Here is a 26,118-nt window from a genome sequence, read left to right on the forward strand (position 1 = left end):
GATGTAACTAGAAACTGTTAATGTTTTATAAGGGGAGGATTAGTCCTCCCTATTTACAAGATCGATTATGTAAATCTTAGTCTATCTCACCAAGTTCAATTAAAAATTATTTATTTATAAAACTTTATTTGATGTCAAAAAGTTTTAGGAGTAATGCACTGATTCCTTAATATCTTGATTTACCATGATAATTAACTTCAAAAAAACCTTGCCACTTATTTACCTTCTATCTATTTCTATTTTATTTTTTTCCTGTAGTAATGATAGTGAAGAAAACATAAATTCACTCGACTCTTGGAAAATCACTTCTTTCGAAAGTTCGGAGAAGAAGGTAAGTGCTCTTATCCAAGACAATTACTTTTTGGTGCCATTGGAGACAAATGATTCATCACTTATTGTGAAAATTGAAAAGGTCATTTTGGAAAATGATCGAATCTTTGTGTTGGATCCTTTGAGTCCTCAGCCTGTTAAGGTTTTTGATATTCAGGGGAAACATATTAGAAATATCGGAAGAAAAGGTGGAGGCCCAGGTGAGTTTAACAATCCGATTGACCTGTTTATTGACGGAAAATATGTTTACCTCTATGACAATCCAGAAAATCTGCTGCGATTTGATCTTGAAGGAAATTTTGTCGACTCCCAAAAAACTGGGGTTGCTGGTTTTAGAATTGAAAAGAATAAAGACAAGGGATATGTATTTATCAATGGGGGTACCGAGCCAAACTTGATGACTACCGATCCCAGCTTTAGAAATGCAAAAAGCTTTTTCCCATACCAAAACAGAACCGTCGACCAACTGATTCTCTCGCCTTTGTCTAAGCTGCAAGACGGAACAGTGATTTATCGGCGCTACCTGAATGACACAATTTTTTCCATCAATGACCAAGGAACCCCAATTCCTCATTTGTTTATTGATCACGAGGAAAAGGCTTTTAAGCCGGAATCCAACATGAATTCCGATCAATTGGAAGAAAGGATGGCCGAGTATGCAGTCAACCAATTGTTTTTGGAAAATTCCGACTATCAGATGCTTTACTTCCTCAATTCGATGAATCCTTATTTTTCACTTAGAAATAAAAAAAATCAAAGTACCTATTTGATCAATTTTATGAATCTGGAAAATGACATCACCTATACAAATCCATTAGCCTTTACCTTTAGCACAGCAGATTGGTTTCTAGCAGCTATCGACCCTGCTCAATTGCCAAGCGATCTATCTAATTTCCCTGAAAAAGCTAAAACAGCAATGGCAACTACAACTGAAGGGGACAATCCGGTTTTATTGTTCTGCAAGTTCAAGTTTTGATTAAATCCTTTGGTTTTCGCCAGGAGACTTTTGGAAATTATCTGTAAAACAGACCTCAAATCAAAAAATCCCGAGCTCTACGCCCGGGATTTTATTTTACCTAATCAAGATCTTCTATTTCCAATCTTGAGTCTAATGTCTTGCGTCTAAATTCTTACTTCTTTCAGCTTTCTGACTTCTAATTTCAGAATTACTTCTCCATTGCCACCCTCTCCGGCTTGGTCGAGATCTTTTTCCAGATCAATTCTCCCACTTGAGTACCCTGAGTGACCCCGTACTCAATCGCAGGGCGGTAATGAATCCCTCCGTAAAATCGGCTGATTGCTGCTTCCTGTGCCGCTTGGGAAAAGGAATCAAACTCCCGGATCGGTAATCCATAGTTCACTTCAGAGCTGTCTACCAGATGAAACTCATCTCCGAAAAGCTGAGCCAAGGTATAAGCCGAGGCAGCAGAGGCTACACTGTGTCCGCTGGTATGTTCAGGAAAAGGAGGAGTCTGTAGCAGGGGAACCCAATCCTCGTCGATATGCTGATTGATGTAAGTCTCAGGGCGGATGAGCTTGCTGCGGTATTTTTCGTCCCAGCAGGAGATAAAGGCCTCATTGAGGGAAATGCCCGTCAAAGCCAAGGCTTCCACGGTTCCTTTCCAGTCCTTGCCTGCACCCGCAGCGGCAATGGAGGCAATACTCATCCAGTGACCTCCGGGGGTGATTTTTTTCTCCGCAAACATCACGTGCCCTTTTACATTCATCTTGTAAGGATTGCAATCCCAAAACATGGCGATGTCCTTGTTTTCCTGAGTAGCGTTGATGTCCGCCTCATACACTTCCTTTGCCAACTCGTAGAATGGAGAACCCGGTTCGGTAGAGAAGGGAGGAGGAGGGAGAGGTTTGAATTGGGCGGCAGAGTCGAGGACAAAGGTTCTGATCTTGTTCCAATGCGGTTCGATGGCCTCCATGTAGGCAGGAGGAGTCGGCTGCCAAGTGCCCGGGTCGCTGACTACCGTGTACTTGGGGAAAGAACGGCTTTGGTGGTAATTGTCCTTTTTGGAGTAAGCGATCACCTGATTGGCGATTTCAGCCCCAAAAGCCAGAGAAGCCTCAAATACGTCGGAAGGGATTCCTTTTTCTTTCAATTCCGCATAGATGGCATCCCGATGCTCGTGCATCATATTTTCGGAGAAAATCAAAGCCGTCCCTACCTGATAGTAGGCCGCCAAAGCCGCCAAGGGAGGATAGATTCCTTCCGGCACGCTTACCTGTATGGGTTCCGAACCGTTCAATTGACCCATCAGGGAGGCATATTGAGTTGGGTCGGTGGCAGCAGCTACTTCGTATGCGGCCAAGGAAGCATAGGAATAAATCCTCGCTGCCACGGGAGGGGAGAAGATGTCATGAATGATGACTTCGGTGATCCGGTTTTGAGCCCGGTGGAAGTAGCTTCCGTCTGTGATGGCCTGGGAATAGTCCTTTTTCTCCTGACAGGAAAAAGCCAACAGAACCAGAAAGAAGGCGCTTAGGGTTATTTTAAACGTACGCATAGTGGGTTTTTCAAATTAAGTGTGATAAAGATTGCTCCAGATTGGGTTTGAGCGATTTATCAACTTACATGAGACTTCAAAGCTACCAATTAGCCCGCCAAGGACAAATGATTTAGCTCAGCTTTTTATTGGTACGGGATAAGGGTTCCGTTGTTTTCTGCTCCGAGAACCAATGGGATTCCTTTCCAGCGGATTTCTTTGATCTGTCGTATTTCCGAATTGGAGCTTTTTGGGATTTTTGGATATTCCAGGCTCCAGGAATTGTTTTTCCAGCTGAGAAGCAGAGGTCTGCCACTGAGGGATTTTCCCAAGTCCACCCGCAGGTCTGAAGAGTTAAAGCCCAAAGCGATTTTTTGGGTTGCGGGAGAAAAAGCCAAGCTCATTACCGGACTCCATTGGGCCTCATCTGGGAAAGGAACGAAACGGAACACACCGGGTTCTTCCTGAAGGTACACGCCAGATCGAAACTCGTAAGCGGGAAGTTTTCGGGCCTGAGCCAGTTTTTCTTTGGAGAAAAGATCCTCAGGTTGCTGGATTTTGGCGTATTCTGCGTAGGAAGTATGCTTTTTCTTGATTTCTGGAATCTGTCGGATAAGGTCGTCCCGGGTGGCAAAAGGCACCAATTTTTCTCCCATGTAGTGGAAAATAAGCGGATCGGCCTGTCCATTGCCATCGAAATCGGAGTGGTAAAGCCAAACGGGTTTTTCCTGACTTGCTTTGAGCTTGGAGTTGAGCCCCAGATTTCCTGCCAAGATATCCGGCAGTCCATTTCCATCCACATCGGCTACCTCCAAGGCTGAAATCCAGCCCGCGGAATACGCCAAACCTTTGACTTGAACCTCTTCTGCTTTTCCATTCTCAAAAGAAAAAATCCGGACCGGACTCCAGTCTCCTGCCAGGATTAATTCGGCTTTTCCGTCCCCATCCCAATCGGCAAATCTCGCGGCCTGCACCATGCCGAAGTCCATGGAAGGACCGAACCAAAGGGAAGTCTCTTCCCGAAACTGTCCCCGTCCCTGATTGATCAGCAAAACGGATTTGGGAGAAGCGCCGTAGTCTCCTGTTTTCACTCCTGCACCTACAAACAAGTCCAAGTCTCCGTCTCCATCTACATCATGCACGGCGACACAAGAGGTATTTTCCCCCACAGGAGGCAGGGAATTCATGGAAAAAGTGAATTTTCCCTGACCATCTCCTAAGAAAATCCGGTCAAAATTAAACAGGTTGCCGGAGGCGTACTCATTGCCTCCGCTGCCCACAAAGAGGTCCAGATTCCCGTCTCCATTGAAATCCGCAAATTCCGCCACTACATCTTCGGCTTTGGCCAATTGGCGGAATACGGGATTTTCCGCTTTTTCAAACTTCCCTTCGGGACTTTGCAAAAAGATCGCCCCGGGCTGATCCATGGCTCCGCCGAGATAGAGGTCATCCAAGCCGTCCCCATTGACGTCTCCTACTGCCAAAGCAGGGCCCATTTGGGTAAAGCTTTTGGGGGCAAGATATTCCCGCTTGAGAAAATCCACCTCGGTCTTTTCTTGATGAATCCATGGGATTTGAAATGAGGGTTCGGAAGATTGGGGAATGATTTGCAGGGAATCAGCATCTCGCGATTCCCCTTTTCCTTTTTCCAAAAGCAGGTTTTGATTGGATGGGCTTCCGGAAAAGGCTTCCGATTCGCCTTCAGGCCACTCTACACGGATGGAGTCGGCTTTTTCGGCTTTTCCCAAACCGAAAACCAGCGTGGTTGAGGGGCCAGACTGGAATCCCCGGGAAGTACTCAGGCGCTGAGTGAGAGCTTTTCCTGAGGCAAAAAGAGTCACTTTTGAGCCGATTCCTTGGGGATTGCCGGCACTTCCTTTGAGCTTGAGAGTGAGGTGATGATTTCCGGATTTTTCGCTGTGATTTTCGTAGACAAAAGCTTCCTGATCGATATTGTTCACGATCAAATCCAGGTCTCCGTCATTGTCCAAATCCGCATAAGTGGACCCATTGGAATAGCTCTCCTGATCCAAACCCAGCGCCTGAGCCTGATTTTCAAAGCGGAGATCCCCGATATTTTTCCAGGCAAAATTGGCGATCTTCAATTGGGGAAGTAGGTCAATTTGCTTTTTGCGAAGCTCCTCCATCGGGGTTTTGGCATCTGCATCCTGACTGTATTGGATAAAATCCAAGTCATTGGGGCGTTTGGTGATCCCATTGGTTACATGGATGTCTGTCAGCCCGTCATTGTCCATGTCAAACAGCAAGGGAGACCAGCTCCAATCCGAAGCATAGACTCCCGAGAAAAGGGCGATTTCTGCAAATTGGTCACCGGATTGGTTGAGCTGAAGGTGATTTCTCACGTATTGATCCGAGTAGCCGAAGCGCTCCTTGATTTGATAGACTTCTGCCTTGTCTTCGCCTACGGATTTCATCCAGATTTCGGGATTCTCGGGCAGCATGTCTGTAGTGAAAATCTCCGGAAAACCGTCTCCATTCAGATCTGCGGCGTCATTTCCCATGCTATACCGGCTGGTATTAGAGATCATTTCTTCCAATGCCTCGCGGAAAGTTCCGTCCTGATTGTTGAGATAGAGGTAGTCGTTTTCGGTGAAGTCGTTCGATACGTACAAGTCCAGCCAACCGTCTCCGTTGAAGTCTTCGACAGCCACTCCCAATCCAAATCCAAGAATACTGGAATAGATTCCTGAGCTCTCGGTTACATTTTCAAATCCTTTGCCTCCTTCATTCAGTAGGTTTTTATACAACTGATCCCCGCTTGGGTCATAGTTGTCTCTGTTTTTGGCTTGGGTAAAAACCTCCGGCGACTTGACGTTATGGTTGAGGAGATAGAGATCCAGGTCTCCATCCCGGTCGTAGTCAAAAAATACTGCATGCGTGCTGAATCCTCGATAAGCGAGACCGAATTCCTCTGCCGCCTCCCGAAACTTTCCCTCTCCTAGATTGAGATAGAGCCGGTTTTGTCCCTGAATACTTCCAAAATCTCCTACCTGACAGACATAAATGTCCAAAAGCCCATCTCCGTTGACATCGGCCATGGTCACCCCTGTGGACCAGCCTCCGGAACCAGATACCCCTGCGGATTCAGTAATATCCTCAAACTGAAAGTTGCCCCGGTTGAGGTAAAGCTTGTTGGGGACCTGATTCCCGGTAAAGTACAAATCCACCCAGCCATCATTATTGATATCTCCTGCGGCCACGCCTCCTCCGTTGTAAAAGTAGAGGTACTCCAGAATATTCAGTTCCCCATTGGAAGTCAGGGTATTGGCAAAGTCGATCCCGGTCTCTTCCGAAGATCGAAGCTGGAAAAGTGTGTCTTTTTGTTCTTCCTGTTTTTGGCAGGAAAAAAGACCTCCCAAGAGAAAGAAAGAAAGAAAAAGGAAGCGGATTTTCATTTCGATATCCTCCAGATTTCTGCCTGCCCTTTATTTTTCACAACGAGAAGCTGATTTCCTTCCAGCAAACTAAGCGCACGGATGTCCCCTTCCAATTTTAACCCATGAAGACGGTTGGGAAGGAATTCGAAGGTTCCGTCACCTTTTCCGAGAAGCAGCTCTCCGTAGCCTGCGTCATATTTTCCCATTTCAGGTTTGACCCCATAGAGATTTCCACCCAAAAGGATGTCTTGGTTTCCATCTTCGTTAAAGTCACCGACTTGAATGGCATAGGTCCAAGTTTTCTGAGCGGAAGTGGGGAATGCTATCCAGGAAAACTTGCCCTCGCCCTGATTCATCAATACTCCGGATTCAAAGGAATTGACAGTTTGGACGATGGATTTATCCAGAATTTCCGCAGGGAAAATGTCGGAAAGTGCTTCTCCGTTATAATCAGTGTATCGGATGTATTTCTTCTTGATTCCGGGGACTTGCTTTTCCAGCTCATGCTTGAGTGTATAAGGAATTTCTTTTCCTGCGACGCTTTGCGTATAAATCTGCTCGATTGATCCATTTTGATCAAAATCATTGAGATAAAGATGAATAGGACGATCGGTTCGGGGCTTGAATCGGGAGTTTAGTCCCTGATTTCCCAAAATCAAATCCGGTAATCCGTCTCCGTTCAGGTCAGCAACTTCCAGAGACCGGTACCAGCCCATAAGTTGATCGGACTCAGGAAGAAGGATTTTTTCGAGTTTGCCACCGGCATTTCTAAATAGAGTGGGGGCCATCCAGTCTCCTACTACTGCCAAGTCCATGTTTCCGTCCCCATCCCAATCCAAAGCTTGGGAAGCAGTGACCATCTCCAAGCCTTTTAATTCCGGGGCGAGGGAGGAAGACTGCTCGGTGAAATTCCCTTTTCCGTCATTAATCCAAAGTTGGGAGTCGGCAGGGGCTCCATAGGTGAAGGGAACCAGCCTTCCGCCCACAAAAAGGTCCAAGGCCCCATCTCCATTGATATCCAAAACGCTTACACTTCCGCTGCTTCCGAATACGCCTCCAAGCGCAGTGCTGAATCCAGCCTCAAAGTTTCCTTTGCCGTCATTGATGTACAGGCGATCCGCTAGGTCAGACGATCCAAAGCCGGATTCATTTCCTCCTGAGGTAACAAAAAGGTCTAAATCTCCATCCCCATCTGCATCAAAAAAGACAGCATCCGTGTCCTCAGACAAGGCATTGGCTTCAAAGGCTTCCTGAGAAACCAAACGGTAAGTGCCATTGGCCTCTCCGATATAGAGCTTTCCAGCAAAGGTTTTTCCCCCTCCAAAAAACAAGTCCTCGATTCCATCTCCATTTACATCTCCTTTGGCAAAAGCAGGGCCTTCTGTGGAAAGCATAAAATAGGTCAACCGGTCCCGGTCAAAATCAACAAACTCGTTGTCCTGATGGGTAAACTCCAAGTTGGAAGCAGTTTCTTTTTGGAAGTAGAAAGGACTGTTTGGGGATAGGAAAAAGGATTGTCCTTCGGGAAGATCACCTGCATCGGTCCACTTGAGAGAAAGCACTTGATCAGCAGGGATATTTTCTAAAAGGGTGTATTTTCCATCGGGCCAAAGGACCTCAACTTTTTCCAAAATCGATACCGAACCCAATCCCAAAGTCAGTTTGGGATCTACCGAGGACTGAAATCCCCGGTTTGGCATCTGTTCCAGATAAAAGAGTTTTTCACCGGAAATTACCCGAATCTGCGTGCCGATAGCATGCGTATTTTTCTCCTTTCCTTCCAATACAAACTGAATGGAATGATGCTCAGGAAGCAGGGTTTTGCTTTGGTTTCTGAAGATTTGAGCAGGTTGATTGACATTGTTGATCACTAGATCGAGCATGCCGTCATTGTCCAAATCCCCGTAAGCAGCCCCGTTGGAATGGATGGCTTTTCCCAAGCCCCAGGCTTCTGCTTTATTTTCAAACTTGAGGTTTCCCTGATTTTGAAAAGCGTAGTTGGGTACGGGATTCACGGGAATCGGGTCAATCAGGGCCCGATAATCCACCCCTTCCTGAGAGATGATTTTGATCTTAGTCTGCTCATCATCGATAAAATTCAGGTAGTCCAGGTCGGTGATATCCTGATAGATTCCGTTGGCTACGAAGATATCCCGCTGCCCGTCGCTGTCCATGTCGAAAAGCAAAGCCCCCCAGCTCCAATCCGTGGCTTCCACTCCTGCAAGGCGACCGATTTCGCTAAAAGTCCCGTCCCCGTTGTTGAGGTGGAGCATGTTTCTGGAAAACTGGTAATGGTAGCCGTGCTGCTTATTAAACTGAAATTTATCCCAATTTTCGAAAGTCGTCACCTGCTTCAGCCTAGTCTGCGGCTCGGGAAGCATATCGGTCACGAAAATATCAAGCAGTCCGTCCCCGTTCATATCTGCAATGTCCGCTCCCATGGATGCAGCCGAGATGGATCGCATGTAGGATTCCAGAGATTCGGTGAAAGTTCCGTCCTGGTTGTTGATGTAGAGGTAGTCTTTTTCAAAAAAGTCATTGGAGATGAATATATCCGGCCAAGAGTCCTGATTTACATCCCCGATGGTAATCCCCAATCCAAAGCCGATAATCGAACCATAGATTCCGGCTTCCTCACTCACGTCCACAAATCGGTCTCCCTCATTTCTGAAGAGCTTATCTCCTCCCACAGGGTCACGCTTGGGACGCTCATTCTGCATTTTATTGAAAGAGCCGATGGCCTGATAGGAATTATTGAGCAGGTAGACGTCCAAATCACCATCCTTGTCGTAATCAAAGAAGACTGCATGGGTAGAAAATCCCTGATCAGCAAGCCCGTATTCTTCCGCTTTTTCCTGGAAAGTACCATCTCCTTGGTTGATGAAAAGCTCATTCTGCTTGTTGTCTCCCGAAATATCTCCTGAGTTGCAGACATAGATGTCCAGCCATCCGTCTCCATTGACATCAGCCATGGCCACTCCTGTGCTCCAAGCTCTTGTCCCTGCCACTCCTGCCTTTTCCGTGACCTCTTCAAACTTGAAATCACCTTTGTTTAGGTATAGCCGGTTTGGACCTAAGTTGGCTGTAAAGTAGAGGTCCACCAGTCCGTCATTGTTAACATCTCCGATCGCGACTCCGCCACCGTTATAGAAATTTCTGTAAGTAAAAATGTTGAATTCCTCCTGAAAGCTCAGGTCATTTCGGAAGTCAACTCCGGAGGACTCAGGACTGATTTCCGAAAAAAGCGTAGGCTCGGAAGGCTTTTTTTCCCCGCAAGAAATCGCAAGACCCAGAATTAATACAGGAAGAAGGAATTTTCTCATGATTGGGGGCTTGCTTTTAATTTTTTCTCTGTGGGCAGATCGCTGATTTCCACTCTGACTGAGGAGATATGCTTTTTGAAAACGCGGATTCGTCGGTTTCCGTCCATTTTTACAAATACCACTTTGGACTGATCGGTGTCGGAGATTTCCAAGAAACCCGGCCCATACCAGCTTTCCATCAACTTAACCACATCGGCCCGAAGATTTTCCACGCTAAGCTCTTCATTCCAGGGAGCCCAGTTTTCGTAGGTGATTTCTGCGGGCATCAGGTAGATTTTATCCTCTTCAAACTGGGGATAAAATCGCATTTTGGCAGGATTTCCAGAGGGAAGGGTGAGGCTATATTCCACGGAGAGTTCGGTAGGCCCATTTGTCAGGACGCCTTCCTTGTTCAGGTCCCAGCAGGTTTGAAAAAAGTCCTTGCGAGTCATGCCCAACTCCAAGCCGAGGAACAGTTCATTGACCTGTTTTCCAGAAGCTAACTCTCTTTCCTCCAACTTCTGATAGTCAGATTTGCAGGAAAAAAGCAGGGCGACCAATCCTATACTAACGTATTTCAAAAGCCAAGGGCGTATCATCATTTCTAAATGCGACTAAATGTAATTTCTGTTTGATTGGGATTTGAAGCCAACTTCTCGTTTCTCCGGGCACAAAGAGGCCACTTTCTTCCGGTAGGAGGGTTTTCCAGGTCCCATTTTCCAAAGGAGTCAAAACCCAGGCATAGCTTCCCATTTGGGTTCCTAGCTCTGGTTTGATGCGGCTTTGATTTCCTGCAAAAACCAGTAAGGGTAAGGAATCTGGTCTTGGAATGACTGCAATGGAATATACCGGAGACAGCTGGATTTCGTGGGGTAGGTCGACTTTAGTGAACTGACCTGCTGCTCCGTTGAGCCAGAGGGAAGTAGCCAGCAAATCCGCCTGCAAAGTTAGGGATTTTGACCAAACTGCAGGAGGAAAAAGCGACTCCAAACTGGCGTTCTGATAAGCTGAATAGGTTGTGAGTTGCTTCTTCAAAGATGGAATCTGCTTGAGCAAGGGGTTTTTCAAAACCAAAGGGATGGTGCCTGAAGCTTCTTTTCTGGAAAGGATCTGCTCCACACTTCCATTTTGATCAAAATCATTGATGATCAGCTGTAGGGGAGAGGTAGCTGAGGTACGGATTCGGGAGTTGAGTCCCAGATTTCCTGCCAGGATATCCGGCTTTCCATCCCCGTTTACGTCGGCTATTTTCAGGCAGTTCCAAAGGCCAGAGGTTTCTGAAAAACCATATTCTGCTGTTTTTTCGATCCATTTTTCTCCTTCCAAGGAGAAAATCCGAACAGGCATCCATTCTCCAACGAGAATGAGTTCAGGGTTTCCGTCTCCATCCAAGTCGGAGATTTTGCCGTCTGTGAGCATCCCCAGTTGCCTCAATTCGGGGTAATTAGCACTTTGATCGGAAAAGTTTCCTTTGCCGTCGTTTTCCCAAAACTGAATTCCTGCAGGAATTCCGTAAGCAAAAGGAACAGCTCGCTCCCCAATGATCAAATCTTGATCTCCATCCTTGTCCCAATCCAACACTTCCATAAAGGAGGTGGGGGTGGAGGCAAAGAGTTGACTGCTTTCGGTGAAGTTTCCCTTACCGTCATTGAGGTACAAGCGGTCGGAATAGGTCGGGGAAAAATTAGAATTCTCGATTCCGCCACTTCCTACGAGCAAATCAGGAAAGGAGTCCCCGTTGGCATCAAAGAAAGTGGCCGTGACATCCTCAGCTAAGGCATCTTGTTCAAAAAGGGCCGATTGACTGGAAACAAAGCTTCCGGAAGCCTGCTGCAAAAGCATTTGGGAGGCTTGTCCTTTTGGTCCGGGAAGGAAAATATCCTCCAATCCGTCTCCATTGATATCTGCTGACACAGTCTTTGGGCCTTCGTTGCTGATCATCCAAAACCGAAGCCTGTCCCGATCGAAATCCACAAACTCACTTTCTTGATGAGCAAAAGGAAGCTCAATTTCGGAGGAAAGGAATGGGGTAGGGGAATTGGAACTGGAAGTCAACTCGAAGTCCTGAATCTGCTTTTCCGGTTTCCAGATTTGATTAGCTTGGACTTTTGGAAAAAGGTTTCTCGTACCATCCGGCCAAAGCACTTCAATGGAATCAATCACTTCTGCCTTCCCTAATCCAAAATGAACCCGGGAATCTACCGAAGACATATAGCCCTTGACGGGTTGGTATTCTTGGAAAAGTGTTTTTCCCTCCGAGTAGACAAAAACCTTTGCCCCAAAAGACTGATTCAAATCCACGGTGAGGAAATTTCCCTTTTTCTGATCTACTGCCTGGTTTTGGTAGAGAAAAACCTCCTCATTTAGATTATTGACAACCAAATCCAGATCACCATCGTTGTCCAAGTCCGCATAGGCGGCCCCTGTGCTGAAGGTGGGGGTAGCTAATCCTTCTTTTTCCGCCTGATTTTCAAATTGCCAATTGCCTAAATTTTTGAACCAATAATTGGACTGAGGAGAGGAAGGGAAGGCATCGATCATCTGAGTGACCAGCACCGAATCTTCTTTGAATTCCTGGATTTTGCTCTGATTGTTGACATAAAAATCCACGTAGTCAAAGTCGGTCAGGTCTTTGACAATGCCATTGGCCACAAAGATGTCTTTTTGCCCATCTAAATCTGCATCAAAAATCAAAGCCCCCCAACTCCAATCAGTCGCTTCGACTCCCGCATATCGGGCTACTTCTGCCCAAATCGGAGTCTGAGTTCCCGGTCGGAATCCCAGGTTTCTCTGTAATGTATTTCGGGTAAACTGATGGTGATATCCGGCTTGCACATTGGCCTGATACTTATCCCATTCCTCAAACGGAGTTTTGGTTTTGATCCGCTCCCAAGTGGCAGGTAGCATTTCAGTTACAAAAATATCCGGTCGGGTATCGTTGTCCAGGTCAGCGATGTCCGCACCCATGGAACCCATGCTGATTTCAGGCAGCAGCTCGGGTAAAACCTCACTGAAGCTACCGTCCTGATTGTTGAGGTAGAGGTAATCTCTTTCGAAAAAGTCATTAGAAACGTAAAGGTCAGGCCATTGGTCTCCGTTGAGGTCGGCTACGGTGACTCCGAGGCCATATCCTATTGCACTCCCATAGATTCCGGCTTCCACAGATACATCGGCAAACCGATCTCCGTCGTTTCGAAAGAGCTTATTTCCCCCTTCCGGATCTCTGATTTCTCTTTGGCCTGCTCTCAAATCATAGATACCGACAGAACGACCTGAATTGCTTAGGAGGTACATATCCAAGTCCCCGTCTCTGTCGTAATCAAAGAAAACTGCGTGCTGACTGAGTCCAGTTTCGGCTAGCCCGTAGGCTCTAGCTTGTTCCAAAAAAGTAAGGTTTCCCTGATTTATAAAAAGTTCATTGTGACGCTTTTCTCCTCCCATGGGGCCGGATTTGCAGATGTATAAATCCAGCAGCCCGTCCCCGTTGATATCGGCCATGCTGACTCCGGTGGTCCAGTAGCCTTCTGAATCCAGGCCTGCTTCTAGGGTAATGTCTTTGAATTTCATCTCTCCGAGATTGAGGAAGAGACGATTGGAGGTTTGATTTCTTGCAAAAAAAATATCCGGTAATCCGTCGTTGTTGAGGTCGCCTATGGCCACTCCTGCACCATTATAAAAGTTTCGAAAGGTGTAGGGATTTACCGTTTCTGTATACTTCAAGTCATTTCTGAATACAAGGCCGGTTTTGGAATTTTCCAATCGGACAAAAAGTGTCTCATTTTCCTTTTTGCAGGAAATAAGAAGAAGTAAAGCAGCAAAGAGAATGAAATGACTTCTCATGAATACGGGGTAAAAAAAAGAAGTGTACCGAAGCACACTTCTTTTCAAATTTAGCAATCTGTGCTATTAATAACCTGGGTTTTGCGTCAGGTTAGGGTTAGCATTGATTTGGTTCAAAGGAATAGGGAACAAAACGCGGAAAGCTGCGGATTGATCTTTTTCCCACCAAGGCTGGCTCCACTTTCCAAAACGGATCTGAGCAGTTCTTCTGTTAGCTTCGGCAAACATCTCACGTCCGATTTCATTGAAGAGCTCGTCCAAGGTAATGCTTGCATAAGCTGGCATACCGGCACGGGTTCTGATTTGATTAACAGCAGCCAATGCATCTGCGGTTTTGCCTTGACGAAGAGCAGCTTCTGCTTTGATCAGGATGATTTCTCCCAATCTGATCAAAGGATAATCGTTATTCAAGCTGGAAGCAGCTCCGGAAGCAAATTCAAATTTACCCACTCTAACTCCTGCTTGTCTGAAGGCGTTTGGAGCAAGCATGTTGATCTCAGGAGTGAAAGTCAAAGGCTCACCGTCTGGATCATTTGGTTCTGCTGAGATATCAAGCAATCTGCTGCCGTCTGAAGAGAATTGAGGACCTACCAAGAAAGAGTTTTTACGAGCGTCTTGGTCATCAAAGCTATTGTAAAACTCTTCCAAAGAGGCATATCCATTCCAAGGCTGCTCCTGAAGGTTAAAGGTATTTTGACTCAAGTAGTGCAAAGTCATCTGCGCTAGGTTGAAGCCACCTGCGTTGTTTTGATCATAAGGAAGGGTAAGAATATTCTCTGTCGAACCATTGTTTCTTTCACCGAAGTTGGCAAAGAAGTTACTGGTCAGGGAATATTTTCCGCTATTGATTACCTCATTAGCTGCAGCTTCTGCATCAGCCCATCTTGCCGTACCCGTGTAGATTTCAGCATTGATGTACAATCTGGCCAACATGGCTTTTGCCGTGAAGTAGTTGATGTAATACTTAGAACCTTCCTCTGGCAATGCATCAATATTATCCTCGATAGAAGATTCGATAAATGCGAATACCTCTGCTCTGGAGCTATTGGAAGGATTACCACCGGTGGAGTTTTCATCGATAATAGGCACATTACCGAAAGAATCGATCAACCACATGTAAATCAAAGCTCGAAGTACTTTCAATTCGCTGGTCAACGCAGTAACATCCGGATAGGAGATAATCAAGTTGTTGATTTCACCAATTGCGCTGTAGCAATAAGCCCAAGAGTTGTTGAATGATTCTTCGGATGGATTCCAAAGGTGTCTGTGCATTCTCAGCCATTGCCCACCATCTTCCCAGTCAGCACCTTTTTGAGGGATTGACATTTCATCTGAAGCAACTTCATTGATAGACCAAATACTGTTATGGCCTCCCCATGAACCTACGATTCTGGAGTACGCGGAAGCTTTGAGGACGTCAATCAAATTCGGATTGGTACTGTTTGCAATATCATCCGCCGTCACGCCATCCAAAACCTCCTGCTCCAATTCCTGACATGCACCCATGGCAAATACCACCGGGAGCACTAAACAGATTTTTTTTACTGATTTAAACATATCTGTAGAATTTGATTGGTTATTTAAAGTTTACGGTTACACCCAAAGTGAATGAACGAGTTTGGAAGTAAGTATTTCTTCGCTCAAGTCCTGGAGATAGTGCTGAAGTGAACGCATCGCCATTTTCAGCATCATTGATTCGAACTTCTGGATCGATACCTGTATATCCTGTAATTGTGAACAGGTTCTGAGCTGCCAAATACACTCTTAAAGAACTCAAATTCGCTGATTTTGTTGGGATATTGTATCCCAATTCCATGTTGTCTAATCTGACAAAGGAAGCATCTTCCACCACAGTGTTATTCATTGTAGGAGACGAAGTTACCAATGGATTGGTTGGGGTTTTGTCAGTGATTACAGAGTTCCAAGTGTTTGATGGGGTGTCAGCGTTTTCATAGAAACCTCTGTAAGAGTTGTACAAATCGTGACCCCAAGCACCTCTCAAGAATACATTCAAGGACCAAGCTCCATAAGTAAATGAGTTGGCAAAACCGAATTCACCTTTTGGAAGGCCATTACCTACTTTTGTCCACTCGTTAGGATCTGTAGTGTCTAGGATATATTCTCCAGCCTCAGTAAATCCGATTACTGTAGGTCCATAGATGTCACCCAAGTTTTGGCCTACTCTGTTATAGATGATAGGGTTGTTGTTCTGACCCGGAGAACCAGGAGTAGCAAATCTCAACTCTTCAAAGCCCAATTCACCGTTTGACAAGCTTTCAATAGTGGTTTTGTCATAGATGGTGAAGTTGAAAGTAGGGCTCCATTTGAAAGTACCTTTTCCGATCTGATTCACACTAGTTACAAATTCAAAACCTGCGGCTCTCAAATCAGCCAGGTTTACCCAAGTGGAACCTGCGGTATTGAATCGTCCTGGGTCAAATGGGTTAGGAGCACCAGCTGCTACCGGTACATTGAAAAGGAGGTCAGAAATGTTTCTGGTGTAGTAATCGATGCTACCAGTCACTTTTCCATTCCAGATTCCAAAGTCAACCCCTACGTTGAATTCCTTCTTGGTTTCCCACTTCAAGTCTCTGTTAGGGTTTGAGAATTGGTTGATACCAACGAAAATATCATTCTCAGTTAATGGATCACCATCCAAGTCGATACGGTTACCGTTTCCAAAAACACCCAAAGCCAAGGTTGGTGAAGGAGGCAAGTTACCAGTCACACCATATGAAACTCTAGGCTTGAATTGGCTGAAGATACCCATATCAAAAATCTGGGTGAAGTCAGAACCTACAGAGAATGCAGGGAAGTAACCTGTTTGGTTGTTAGCACCAAATCCGGAATAGGTTTCTGCTCTGACAGAGGCAGATACGAAGAACATGTTGTCCCAGTTGAAGTTAGCTCTACCGAATAAGGAATTCAACTGATCTTCATTTGCAAAGGAAGATACGCTTGTATTGTTACCTAGTCGGATAGCACCTGCTCCAAGGTTATTCCATCCCAAATCGAAAAGATATTGTCTTACTCTCGCATTGAATCCTTGGTTGGTTGTGTATTGGATACCAGCACCACCCAGTAAGGTCATGTTTAGCTTATCGCTAAGGTCAGTTTCATATCTCAGCGTGGTTTCAAAGATTCTTTGCTTTCTGTCGAAGGTTGCTCTTTCGGCAGAACCTTGAGCACCTAGACCTACTTGGAAATCCTGAAGTGACCAGAATCCTCCAGAAAGTGTATTTCTTCTATCCTGAGAATATTGTGCAGAAACTGTCAAATTATCTAGGATGTCAAATTCAGCTCGGTAAGAAACCAAAGCAGTTTTGGTTTCGCCCACAAATCGCTGCTGTCTTGCAAGCGCTACTGGGTTAAAGAAGTCGAACAAATCTCTTTGGAAGTATCCTCCAAATCTGTTTCTGGCATCTTCAGTATCTTCGAAGATCGGAGCAGTTGGGTTATAGATTGTAGCGTATCTGAAGGCAGCATCATTGATGGATTCAGAATCTACGTTGGTGAAAGACAAGTTTACATTGAATCTCAAGCGATTGTTCAATGCGCCCTGAGAAAGATTCAAACGGGTGTTCAATCTTTCATTACCTACACCGTTTACGATACCATTGTTGTCCCGGTAGTTGACAGAAGCCATGTAGCTGGAATTTCCGAAGCTTCCGGAAACACTCGCATTGGTAGTGAAAGAAAGAGCGTCATCGATCAACTCATCTCTCCAATCTGTTCTGCTACCAAAGTCAGTGCCGCCTCTTGCTACAAATTCTTCAGGAGAAAGTGTAGGAATCAAGTTAGTAGCTTGATCAAGGGTTGCAAAAGAGTTGATGGTAACATTGGTTGTTCCTTCTTTTTTGCCCTGACGGGTGGTTGTAATCAAAATTACCCCGGAAGAACCTCTAGCACCATAGATAGCTGCTGCAGAACCATCCTTCAATACATCGATGGACTGAATGTCATTTGGATCGACGTTTTCAATGGAAGCTCCGATAACACCGTCCAATACGATAAGCGGAGAAGAGTTGGCTCCAAAGGTGGAAAGACCTCTCAAACGCACATTAAATGCATTGTTTGGGTTACCGCCTGGGCGTGTGATGGAAAGACCCGCTACTTTACCTTGCAAAAGCTGAGCTGGGTTTGATACGTTACCTCTGTTGAAGTCTTCTGGCTTTACTCCGACAACTGCAGAAGTGATTTCCTTCTTGTCCTGGCTACCGTAACCGATAACCACGGCTTCTTGAAGGCTTTGGATGTCTTCCTCCAAATTGATGGTGATGGAAGACTGATTGCCGATTTCGATTTCCTGGGTCAGGTAGCCCACAAAAGAAACGACAAGAATCTGATCTCCGGCCTGAAGCGGAAGGCTAAACTTTCCGTCCAAATCGGTCGCAGTTCCACGGGTAGTGCCTTTGATCAGCACGGTCGCACCCGGAACAGGGTCTCCAAAGGACGCATCCAATACGGTACCTGTTAGGGTGCGGCTTTGGGCGTTGGCGAATGCTATCGTGCCTAGGGTAAGCACCATCGCAAGCAGCAACGACTTGAGTTTTGGTAAATAATTTCTCATAGGGTTTTTTGTTTTTTGAAAAAGCGAAATAGGTATGAGTACTTAATTTCAATTCTAAGGTGAAGCAATAATTTTAATTTTGCAAATGTTAACATTTACCAAATCCTGTAACAGAAAACCCCATCTGTAATGGAATAATCCTAATTTTAACAATTGCTTAATGAAAATTATTTTTTGTTGACATTTATTTAATGGAAAACGTTTTCCTTTTAAACACTATTAAAAAAATCAATTTTTATTAATTATTTTAAAATTTCTTCATTTTGCAGAAAGCCCTTTTCCAGCACGCTAGGGACATTTTTAAAATTTTTAAAGAAGTAAGAGGGCTTCCTTGTTAAAATAAAAGAATGAATTCGTTTAGTTGATTTCCATCCAATTGTCGATTAGAGGTATTTCAGTTAGGCTTACTCGGGAAATATATTAATTAATAAGTGTTCCGAGCTTAAAGCCTAGATATGTTAATTTCTATTAGAAAATCAAACTCTGAAACAACCTCTTCGTATCAATTTGCATCTTTATAGAGTAAACATTTCATTTTGTTCATGACTCTTTCTTCTCGGGCTTTTCTGCTCTGCTTTTCCTTGCTTTTTCTGCTTTCTCTCCCCCCTCTTTTCTCTCAGGGAATTCGGGGATTGGTGACCAATAAAAATCAGGAGCCTTTGCCTTTTGCCTCAGTTTTTATCCGAAATCTCGAGGATGGGGTGCCTACCAATGAAAACGGGCGCTATGAGTATAGACTTCAGCCTGGATTTTACGATGTTCTAATCCAGTTTTTAGGCTACAAGTCCCAACTCATCACAGTGGAAGTCAAGGATCAGTGGGTTGATTTGGATGTGGTATTGGAGGAGCAGGTAATTGCTCTCCAAACAGTGGAGGTACAAGCAGGGGCTGAAGACCCTGCCCTGACCATCATGAGGAAAGCAATTGCCAAAGCAAAATATCACAGACTTCAGCTTCAGGAGTATTCCATGACCGTCTACCTGAAAGGAACCGGTCAGCTGACCGATGCTCCTTTTTTCCTGAGGAAAAAACTGGAAGAAGAGGGCATGAAACTGAATGAAGCCTACACCTCCGAGTCGGTATCCCGGATCTCTTTTGCGCTACCGGATAAAGTCGAGGAGAAAGTCATTTCCATCCGTACCAATGGGGATAACCAAGGAACCTCACCTGCTCCCTATATTCAGACTTCTTTCTATCAGGATCAGATCAACGGGATAGTGTCCCCACTCTCCCGATATGCTTTTCAATATTATCAGTTTCGCTACGAGGGGAGCTTTTTTGATCAGGGAGTCATGGTCAGCAAAATCCGGGTGACCCCACGATCAAGGGGAGAGCAGGTCTTCGAGGGATATATTTATATAATAGAAGACTTGTGGGCAATTTTCAGCCTGGATTTGAAAACCTCCCTCCTTGGTTTTGAGATCACGGCCAAGCAGCAATATGCACCTGTCGCGGATAATGTCTGGATGCCCCTCACTCATACCTATTCCTTTGGCGGTAAGATCTTCGGATTTGCCGGGGAATTCAACTATCTGGCTTCTACCCGGGAATATCAGATCAAACTCAATCCTGATTTGGCTGCGGTACCTGAAATCATTGATGAAAAAGTCCAGGAAATCCCCGCAGATGCGCTAAAAGTCAACAAAGCTCAGTCTGCTTTGGAGCAATTGGCTACCGAAGAGCCGAAGACACGGAAAGAATACCGCAAACTGATCAATCAGTATGAAAAAGAACTGCTCAAAGAGGAAGCCGAGGAGAAACAAGACCCCGTGGTCTCGGAGCGGAATTATTCAGTAGATTCTTTGGCGAGAAAAAGAGATTTGGCGTATTGGGACAGCATTCGCCCGGTTCCACTCACGCATAAGGAAGTGGAAGGCTACAAAAGAGATGACAGCCTGGCCACTGTAGAGGCTGCCAAAGTCAGTGAAGTGGACTCCATAGCCAAAAAGGCCCGATCGAAATACAAGCCCCTTGATTTTCTGAATGGTTCAAATTATAGCTTTGGAAAAGGAGTTTCTCTAGGCTTTAGGCAAAACTGGACCAAGTTTTCTTTTAACACCGTCGAAGGTTGGAAGGCGGGATTGGGTATGTATTATCGAAAGTACAGCGAGATCAAACTGGCAGATAGCGTCAATCGAATCCGGAAGAGCTTCAATATCGAGCCGGAATTGAGGTACGGCTTTTCCAGCCAGCGATTTTATGGGAAAGTCAATTTCCGCTGGTCTCATACCCAGCCCACTTCAGGACAGACTTGGGGCTTGGAAGGAGGGCGATTTATTTATCAGTTTAATACTTCCGAACCCATCAATGAGCAGGTCAATGCCTTTTATTCACTTTTGGTGAGGAGAAATTACATGAAGCTATATGAGCAAGACTTTACCAGGGTCTATTGGGCTCATCGGGTCAATTATGGTTTTACCTATCGGGCCAATTTCCTTTGGGCAGAGCGTAGAGAACTTTTCAATACGAGTGATTACAGCTTTTACAACAAGCCCGAACGGGAATACACTTCCAATCGACCTGAAAATGTGGAAGCAATCGAGGGAGATTTTGGAACTCATCGGGTAGCCCGGTTTGGCGTCTCTGCGGAGTGGAGGCCGGGATTGACCTATACCATACGAAACGGTAGAAAGTCGCCGAACTACGAACGTTCACCGCTGCTTACTTTTTCCTACCAAAAAGCCATCCCCCAACTTGCAGGAGGCGGAGAGGCAGCTGATTTTGACCAAGTGGAATTGGGAATCAAGCATGATTTTTCTTTCGGGGTCAGCGGGAAGTTGGATTTCAATGTCACAGCCGGTACCTTCCTGAACAACAACCGGGTTTATTTTGCGGATTTCAAGCATTTTGGAGGTAACCGGACCATCTTTTCCAATTTCGGTCCGGCAAGCAATTATCGTCTGATGGATTATTACCGATACAGCACTGCGTCCTCTTATGTGGCAGGCATCGCACACTATCAGTTTCGGAAATTTCTCTTTACCCAACTCCCCATGCTAAGGTTTTCCGGGCTAAGGGAAAATATTTTCGTGAATTACCTCAAAACAGAAAATTCCCCGCATTACACTGAGATCGGCTATTCTCTGGACAACCTATTCCGGATCTTCCGGGTCGAGGTTGGAGTAGGGTTTGAAAATGGAGAGTTTCTCCGTGCAGGTCCCTTGTTTGGAATCGCGACCTTTATCAATGTGAATTTTGAGGATTAAAAAAGCCCGGTTTGGGAAAACCGGGCTTGTTGAGCTTTTATCTCAGACTTTCATGATGTCAGCTTCTTTTTTGGCGAGAAGCTCATCGATTTTGGCAGAGTACTGATCAGTGAATTTCTGGACCTTTTCTTCGGCCTTTTTCACTTCGTCCTCAGAGGCTCCTTCTTTTTGGAGTTTTTTCAAAGAATCATTGATTTCTTTTCTGACTGAGCGAATGGATATTTTGCCTGTTTCGCATTCCTGCTTGGCCATTTTTACCAATTGCACTCTTCGTTCTTCTGTCAAAGCGGGAATGGTCAAAATGATGATTTCGCCGTTATTTTGAGGTGCCAGACCTAGATCAGAATTGATGATGGCCTTTTCAATTTCGGAAATCAGGTTTCTTTCGAAAGGCTTAATCGCCAATGTTCGGGCATCCGGAGTATTGACAGAGGAGACCTGATTGAGCGGGGTAGGGGCGCCATAGTATTGTACCATAATCCCGTCCAGAAGATTCGGCATTGCTTTGCCTGCTCTGATTTTTACCAATTCTCCAGCAGTGTGGTCCACTGCTTTTTGCATCAGTTCCTGTGCTTCATCCAGAAATAATTCGATTTCTTCCATGGTATGTGTGTTTTTTAGGCGGTGATAAGGGTTCCGATTTCTTCACCCAAGACCAGCTTGCTTAGATTTCCTGCTTTATTCATGTCAAATACAATGATCGGAAGGTTGTTTTCCTGGCACAGAGTGAAGGCGGTCATGTCCATTACGCTGAGATTTTTGGCGTAAACTTCCGAAAAGGTGATGTTATGATATTTGGTAGCGGAAAGGTCCTTTTCAGGATCTGCAGTATATACTCCGTCTACTCTTGTCCCTTTCAAAACCACATCTGACTCGATCTCAATCGCCCGAAGTGCTGCAGTGGAATCGGTGGTAAAGTAAGGATTGCCAATTCCCGCACCGAAAATCACAATTCGTCCCTTCTCCAAATGCCGGATAGCTCTTCTTCTGATAAATGGCTCACAGACACTTTCGATTTTGATCCCGGACATCAATCGGGTAAACATCCCGTTTTGCTCCAAGGCACTTTGCAAAGCCATGGCATTGATAAGGGTGGCCAACATGCCCATATAGTCTCCCTGCACCCGGTCAATTCCCGATTTTTCGGCTTGTACGCCCCGGAAAATATTCCCTCCTCCGATCACAATGGCGATTTCTACGCCCAGTTCTTTGACTTTTTTGATTTCATCTGCATACTGCTGAAGCCTCTCCGGATCGATTCCGTATTTTTTCTCACCCATCAGGGCCTCTCCACTTAGCTTCAGAAGGATTCGTTTGTATTTCATGGGTTGGTGAATTGGTTCTTGTGTTTGACCTTATGATGAAAGGACTGTTGGTTTTGATTTGACAAAATTTGATTGGGTTATCCCCAAAGGAGAGTTAACAATCCGACAAATATAATTTCTTCAATCCATAATGCTAGAAGGAAAATAAAATTTGGCTTAGAATGGTGTAAATTGATCCTAAGGCAATGTCTCAAAAAGTCCAGGGATTTCTGGAAAAATAAAAGGGAATGGAACCCCAGCGCTTTGCTGAATTGATCTTAAAAGGAATTCAGAAAGGGAAAGAAGAATTTGTGGTCGGGGGAATGGAGCGATTTACTGTGTTTTTCAACCGGATTTTCCTGGACTAAACCGCTTGATCATTCGCTCCAACCCTTTGCCAAAGCTTCAGCAGGTTAAACGATTTTTTTGGACTGGAGTAAACTTCAGAACTGAATCAAAACCTGATTTTTCTCCACGCTTTGTTTCAAATTCACTTTCACTTCTTTTACCACACCATCACCGGGAGCTTTGATGATATTTTCCATTTTCATCGCCTCCAAAATCAAAACGACATCTCCTTTTTTGACTTCATCGCCCGGTTTTACTTTTAAGTCTAGAATCAGTCCAGGCATAGGAGCTTTGATGTCTTTGAGTGCACCGGAGCCTGCAGCGGACATCCCCATTTTTTCCAGCAAAAGGTCAAAGCGGTCTTTCAGTTGGATAGTTGCGGTCTGATATCCAAGTCGGATTCTCATGGATTGAGTTTCCCTGTCCCAATCGATTAATTCGGCCTCCATGGACTCATTTCCTTTGATCAAATGGATTTTTCCCTCGCCCAGCCATTGGATATCCCAGGCGAGTTTTTGGCCATTGACTTGAAAAAAACCTTCGTTTTTTTCTACCTGATGCGTGTCGTTTTGGAGTATTACTGAAAACATTCCTGCTATTTTGGATCAAAATTTATATCCTATCGTCGTTTTCCGATAGATTTTCCCCAAATATGAAAGAATTGATTTCCCTACCCAAAGAAAATTTCCTGCGTGGTTTAAAAATATGCCTGGTTTCGGGTCTGACTTTTTTAGCGGCCTGTAAGACTGAGCAACCGATTAGTTCTTCTTCAGATCCCCAAATCACAGCCTATCCTGATAGGGAAAAAAAGCAGGATAGTCTGGATAGAATCTTTTTGATGCGCCAAAAGGAAAACGTCCTGAAAAATTATCAAGCTTCAGCGACGCGGGATTTTGATATCCTTCATACGGATTTGGATTTGTCCTTTGACTGGTCCAATCAGTCGGTCATTGGGAAAGCTATTTTGACCATCAAACCCTTTTTCTATTCTCAAAAAACTCTTCAGTTGGATGCCAAGGATTACGAGATGGGCGCAGTCTATTTATTGGATGGGGAAAATCGACAAAAGCTGAATTATGGATACAATGAGCGCGAGCTCACTATTTATTTGACAAAAGAATTCAGTGCAGTAGACACATTCCTCGTGGAAATTAATTATCAAGCCTTCCCCGAGAGAAATTCAGGTGCGGGCTCCCAGGCCATTACCGATACCAAGGGTTTGTATTTCATCGATCCTCTGGATACCATTCCCGGCAAGCCTAGGATGATTTGGACTCAGGGCGAAACTGAGCACAACAGCAAGTGGTTTCCTACCCTTGACCGTCCCAATGAGCGCTTTACTCAACTCTTCAAGTTGACAGTAGAAGATTCTTTGGTCACTATTAGTAATGGAAGATTAGTCCGTCAGGAAGCTTTGGAAGGCGGGATGAGAAAGGATTATTGGGAGATGGACCTTCCTCATGCTCCTTATTTGGCCGCCTTGGCCATTGGAAATTTTGCAAAAGTCGAGGACAGGCACGGGGATCTTCCCTTGGGCTATTATGTGGAAAAAGGCTACGAGAAAGGCGCAGAAAAAGTATTTGCCCATACCCCGGAGATGATTGCTTTCTTCGAGGAAAAGCTCGGCTACCCTTTTCCCTGGCAAAAATACGATCAGATTGTGGTGAGAGACTTTGTTTCAGGAGCCATGGAAAACACTACGGCATCCATTTTCATGGAGAATCTCCTACTGAATGAACGGGAGGCCATCGACTCGGATTGGGATTACATCATTGCACACGAGCTTTTTCATCAGTGGTTTGGAGACTTGGTGACTGCCGAGTCCTGGTCCAACCTGACACTCAATGAGGCCTTTGCCAATTACAGCGAGTATCTCTGGAATGAGTACAAATATGGAAAGGATGAAGCGGCGCTGAAGTTGATTTCCGAAATGGAAGGATATTTCAGTGAGTCTGAAGAAAAGCTGGATAGGCTAATCCAGTTTCAATATGAAGATGCAGAGGATTTATTTGATGCACACAGATATAATAAAGGGGGAGTAATTCTCCATATGCTTAGACTATACCTTGGCGACGATGCATTTTTTGCCGGATTAAATGAATACCTCAAGAGGCATGCTTTTCAATCCGTGGAAGTTCATGATTTAAGATTGGCCTTTGAGCGGGTCAGCGGAAAAGATTTGAACTGGTTTTTTAATCAGTGGTTTTTGGACAGAGGCCATCCTGAACTGATTTTTGACATTGATTACTCTATCCCCGAAAATATTTTGATCACTGTGCACCAGGTACAAGACTTGGAAAAAAGTCCTGTTTTCCAGTTTCCTCTGGAGATAAGCTGGTACGAAGGCGAGGAAAGGAAGTCCAAGCATTTTTTTGTGAATAAGGGATTTTACCAGGTGGCTCTTGAAAATGGATCGGCAGTCACTCAGGTTTATTTGGATGAAGGGAAAAATCTTTTGGCGCGAAGGACACAGGAAATTAGTGTATCTCAATATCAGCGACAATTTGAAGAATCTGTTTTGGGAGTGGCTCGATATGAAGCTTTGGACAGTTTGATTGCCAGGGAGGCAGAAAAGGAGTTGACAGCCATTCTCCCCTTGGCAGTGAAGGATTCTTTTTGGGCAATAAGGGAAAAAGCCTTGGGAATTATGCAGGCTGACCCTTCTTGGGCTGAAAAAATTCCTGGAATAGAGGAGGCAATACTTAGTCTGGCAGAAAATGATCCCAAAAACTCGGTTCAGTCAGGGGCCTTGGAGGTATTGGCAATTTGGGATGCGGATAAGTATCAGCCACTTTTCCAAAGAAAGGTGAATTCACTGTCTTATTTGGTGGCAGGTTCAGCACTTACAGGTTTGGTTCTTTCAGAAGAAAGCTCGTTGGGGAATGAGTTTTTTGAGCGCTTCGAAAAAGAAGATAATTTCCGAATGGTCATCCCTTTAGCAGAATTCTTCATTGATCGAAGTGTTTCTGGAAAAAGGGAGTGGTTTTTTGAAAAAACTGAACAATTGAATAAAGAGGGGCTGTATTATTTTCTGGGTTATTTCTCGGAGTATTTTATCCGAATGCCTGAAGAAGGAGCATCAGAGGCAATTTCTTTTCTTTACCGATTGATGGAGCAGTCTCCAGAAAATTATCTGCGGATTGGTGCATTTCAGGCATTAATGGGATTTGCTGATCAACCTGAAGTAGTGGCCAAATTGAAAGAGATCGCAAGCAAAGAACAGGATATTCAGGTCAGGAACTATTACGATTATTTTCTTCAGGTTCTCTCAGATGAAAATTAATGGATTGAAAATGAAAGGCTTGAAAGATATCTACTCAAAAAA

At 44.9% G+C, this 26,118-nt stretch carries 13 protein-coding genes; 3 read left to right on the top strand and 10 right to left on the bottom strand.

The window, feature by feature from the left end:
• The first annotated feature begins 184 nt into the window (after nucleotides 1-184).
• Nucleotides 185-1,306, top strand: a complete 1,122-nt coding sequence (locus tag AAA938_RS01550; RefSeq protein ID WP_338226886.1) for a 6-bladed beta-propeller — start codon at nucleotides 185-187, stop codon at nucleotides 1,304-1,306.
• A gap of 190 nt (nucleotides 1,307-1,496) precedes the next feature.
• Here the strand turns inward: AAA938_RS01550 and AAA938_RS01555 are convergent, their stop codons facing one another.
• The 7 genes from AAA938_RS01555 to AAA938_RS01585 all read right to left on the bottom strand — a co-directional run bounded on the left by AAA938_RS01555 (nucleotide 1,497) and on the right by AAA938_RS01585 (nucleotide 17,935).
• On the bottom strand, nucleotides 1,497-2,846 hold the full coding sequence (locus AAA938_RS01555; protein ID WP_338226887.1) for a vanadium-dependent haloperoxidase: 1,350 nt from the start codon (nucleotides 2,844-2,846) through the stop codon (nucleotides 1,497-1,499).
• Nucleotides 2,847-2,971: 125 nt separating this feature from the next.
• Entirely contained in the window at nucleotides 2,972-6,241 is a 3,270-nt protein-coding gene (locus AAA938_RS01560; RefSeq protein ID WP_338226888.1) for a VCBS repeat-containing protein, read from the bottom strand.
• Nucleotides 6,238-9,546, bottom strand: a complete 3,309-nt coding sequence (locus AAA938_RS01565) for a VCBS repeat-containing protein (RefSeq protein ID WP_338226889.1) — start codon at nucleotides 9,544-9,546, stop codon at nucleotides 6,238-6,240. Before AAA938_RS01565 ends, AAA938_RS01560 begins: the two co-directional genes overlap by 4 nt.
• Nucleotides 9,543-10,127, bottom strand: a complete 585-nt coding sequence (locus AAA938_RS01570; RefSeq protein ID WP_338226890.1) for a hypothetical protein — start codon at nucleotides 10,125-10,127, stop codon at nucleotides 9,543-9,545. The genes AAA938_RS01565 and AAA938_RS01570 overlap by 4 nt, the downstream gene beginning before the upstream one ends.
• Nucleotides 10,093-13,365 carry a VCBS repeat-containing protein gene (locus AAA938_RS01575; protein ID WP_338226891.1) on the bottom strand — a complete coding sequence of 1,091 codons (3,273 nt, stop codon included), beginning with the start codon at nucleotides 13,363-13,365 and terminating at the stop codon, nucleotides 10,093-10,095. Before AAA938_RS01575 ends, AAA938_RS01570 begins: the two co-directional genes overlap by 35 nt.
• A 66-nt stretch (nucleotides 13,366-13,431) precedes the next feature.
• Nucleotides 13,432-14,922, bottom strand: a complete 1,491-nt coding sequence (locus tag AAA938_RS01580; RefSeq protein ID WP_338226892.1) for a RagB/SusD family nutrient uptake outer membrane protein — start codon at nucleotides 14,920-14,922, stop codon at nucleotides 13,432-13,434.
• Between the two features lie 19 nt (nucleotides 14,923-14,941).
• On the bottom strand, nucleotides 14,942-17,935 hold the full coding sequence (locus tag AAA938_RS01585) for a SusC/RagA family TonB-linked outer membrane protein (RefSeq protein WP_338226893.1): 2,994 nt from the start codon (nucleotides 17,933-17,935) through the stop codon (nucleotides 14,942-14,944).
• A 542-nt stretch (nucleotides 17,936-18,477) separates the two neighbouring features.
• On the opposite strand from AAA938_RS01585, the gene AAA938_RS01590 reads away from it, so the two are divergent.
• Nucleotides 18,478-21,141: a DUF5686 and carboxypeptidase regulatory-like domain-containing protein gene (locus tag AAA938_RS01590; protein WP_338226894.1), complete on the top strand. Its 2,664-nt coding sequence runs from the start codon at nucleotides 18,478-18,480 to the stop codon at nucleotides 21,139-21,141.
• Between the two features lie 42 nt (nucleotides 21,142-21,183).
• Here the strand turns inward: AAA938_RS01590 and frr are convergent, their stop codons facing one another.
• From frr to AAA938_RS01605, 3 genes are all read right to left on the bottom strand, one after another.
• A complete protein-coding gene (gene frr / locus AAA938_RS01595; protein WP_338226895.1) occupies nucleotides 21,184-21,744 on the bottom strand; it encodes a ribosome recycling factor in 561 nt (186 codons plus the stop codon).
• A gap of 14 nt (nucleotides 21,745-21,758) precedes the next feature.
• Entirely contained in the window at nucleotides 21,759-22,466 is a 708-nt protein-coding gene (gene pyrH, locus AAA938_RS01600; protein WP_338222999.1) for a UMP kinase, read from the bottom strand.
• Nucleotides 22,467-22,888: 422 nt separating this feature from the next.
• The gene (locus AAA938_RS01605) at nucleotides 22,889-23,383 is read right to left on the bottom strand and encodes an acyl-CoA carboxylase biotin carboxyl carrier protein subunit (protein WP_338226896.1); all 495 of its coding nucleotides are present in this window, start codon (nucleotides 23,381-23,383) and stop codon (nucleotides 22,889-22,891) included.
• Nucleotides 23,384-23,445: 62 nt separating this feature from the next.
• Between AAA938_RS01605 and AAA938_RS01610 the strand changes: the two genes are divergently transcribed.
• Entirely contained in the window at nucleotides 23,446-26,076 is a 2,631-nt protein-coding gene (locus tag AAA938_RS01610) for a M1 family metallopeptidase (RefSeq protein WP_338226897.1), read from the top strand.
• Nucleotides 26,077-26,118: the final 42 nt, after the last annotated feature.

The organism is Algoriphagus taiwanensis, assembly GCF_036245645.1.
Classification (GTDB): Bacteria; Bacteroidota; Bacteroidia; order Cytophagales; family Cyclobacteriaceae; genus Algoriphagus; species Algoriphagus taiwanensis.

Excerpts from the sequence above, each read along its gene's own strand:
- AAA938_RS01605 (WP_338226896.1), bottom strand. The coding sequence starts at position 23,383 with ATGTTTTCAGTAATACTCCAAAACGACACGCATCAGGTAGAAAAAAAC.
- AAA938_RS01555 (WP_338226887.1), bottom strand. The coding sequence starts at position 2,846 with ATGCGTACGTTTAAAATAACCCTAAGCGCCTTCTTTCTGGTTCTGTTG.
- AAA938_RS01580 (WP_338226892.1), bottom strand. The coding sequence starts at position 14,922 with ATGTTTAAATCAGTAAAAAAAATCTGTTTAGTGCTCCCGGTGGTATTT.
- AAA938_RS01550 (WP_338226886.1), top strand. The coding sequence starts at position 185 with ATGATAATTAACTTCAAAAAAACCTTGCCACTTATTTACCTTCTATCT.
- frr (WP_338226895.1), bottom strand. The coding sequence starts at position 21,744 with ATGGAAGAAATCGAATTATTTCTGGATGAAGCACAGGAACTGATGCAA.
- AAA938_RS01565 (WP_338226889.1), bottom strand. The coding sequence starts at position 9,546 with ATGAGAAAATTCCTTCTTCCTGTATTAATTCTGGGTCTTGCGATTTCT.
- AAA938_RS01570 (WP_338226890.1), bottom strand. The coding sequence starts at position 10,127 with ATGATGATACGCCCTTGGCTTTTGAAATACGTTAGTATAGGATTGGTC.
- AAA938_RS01585 (WP_338226893.1), bottom strand. The coding sequence starts at position 17,935 with ATGAGAAATTATTTACCAAAACTCAAGTCGTTGCTGCTTGCGATGGTG.
- AAA938_RS01575 (WP_338226891.1), bottom strand. The coding sequence starts at position 13,365 with ATGAGAAGTCATTTCATTCTCTTTGCTGCTTTACTTCTTCTTATTTCC.
- pyrH (WP_338222999.1), bottom strand. The coding sequence starts at position 22,466 with ATGAAATACAAACGAATCCTTCTGAAGCTAAGTGGAGAGGCCCTGATG.
- AAA938_RS01560 (WP_338226888.1), bottom strand. The coding sequence starts at position 6,241 with ATGAAAATCCGCTTCCTTTTTCTTTCTTTCTTTCTCTTGGGAGGTCTT.
- AAA938_RS01590 (WP_338226894.1), top strand. The coding sequence starts at position 18,478 with ATGACTCTTTCTTCTCGGGCTTTTCTGCTCTGCTTTTCCTTGCTTTTT.
- AAA938_RS01610 (WP_338226897.1), top strand. The coding sequence starts at position 23,446 with ATGAAAGAATTGATTTCCCTACCCAAAGAAAATTTCCTGCGTGGTTTA.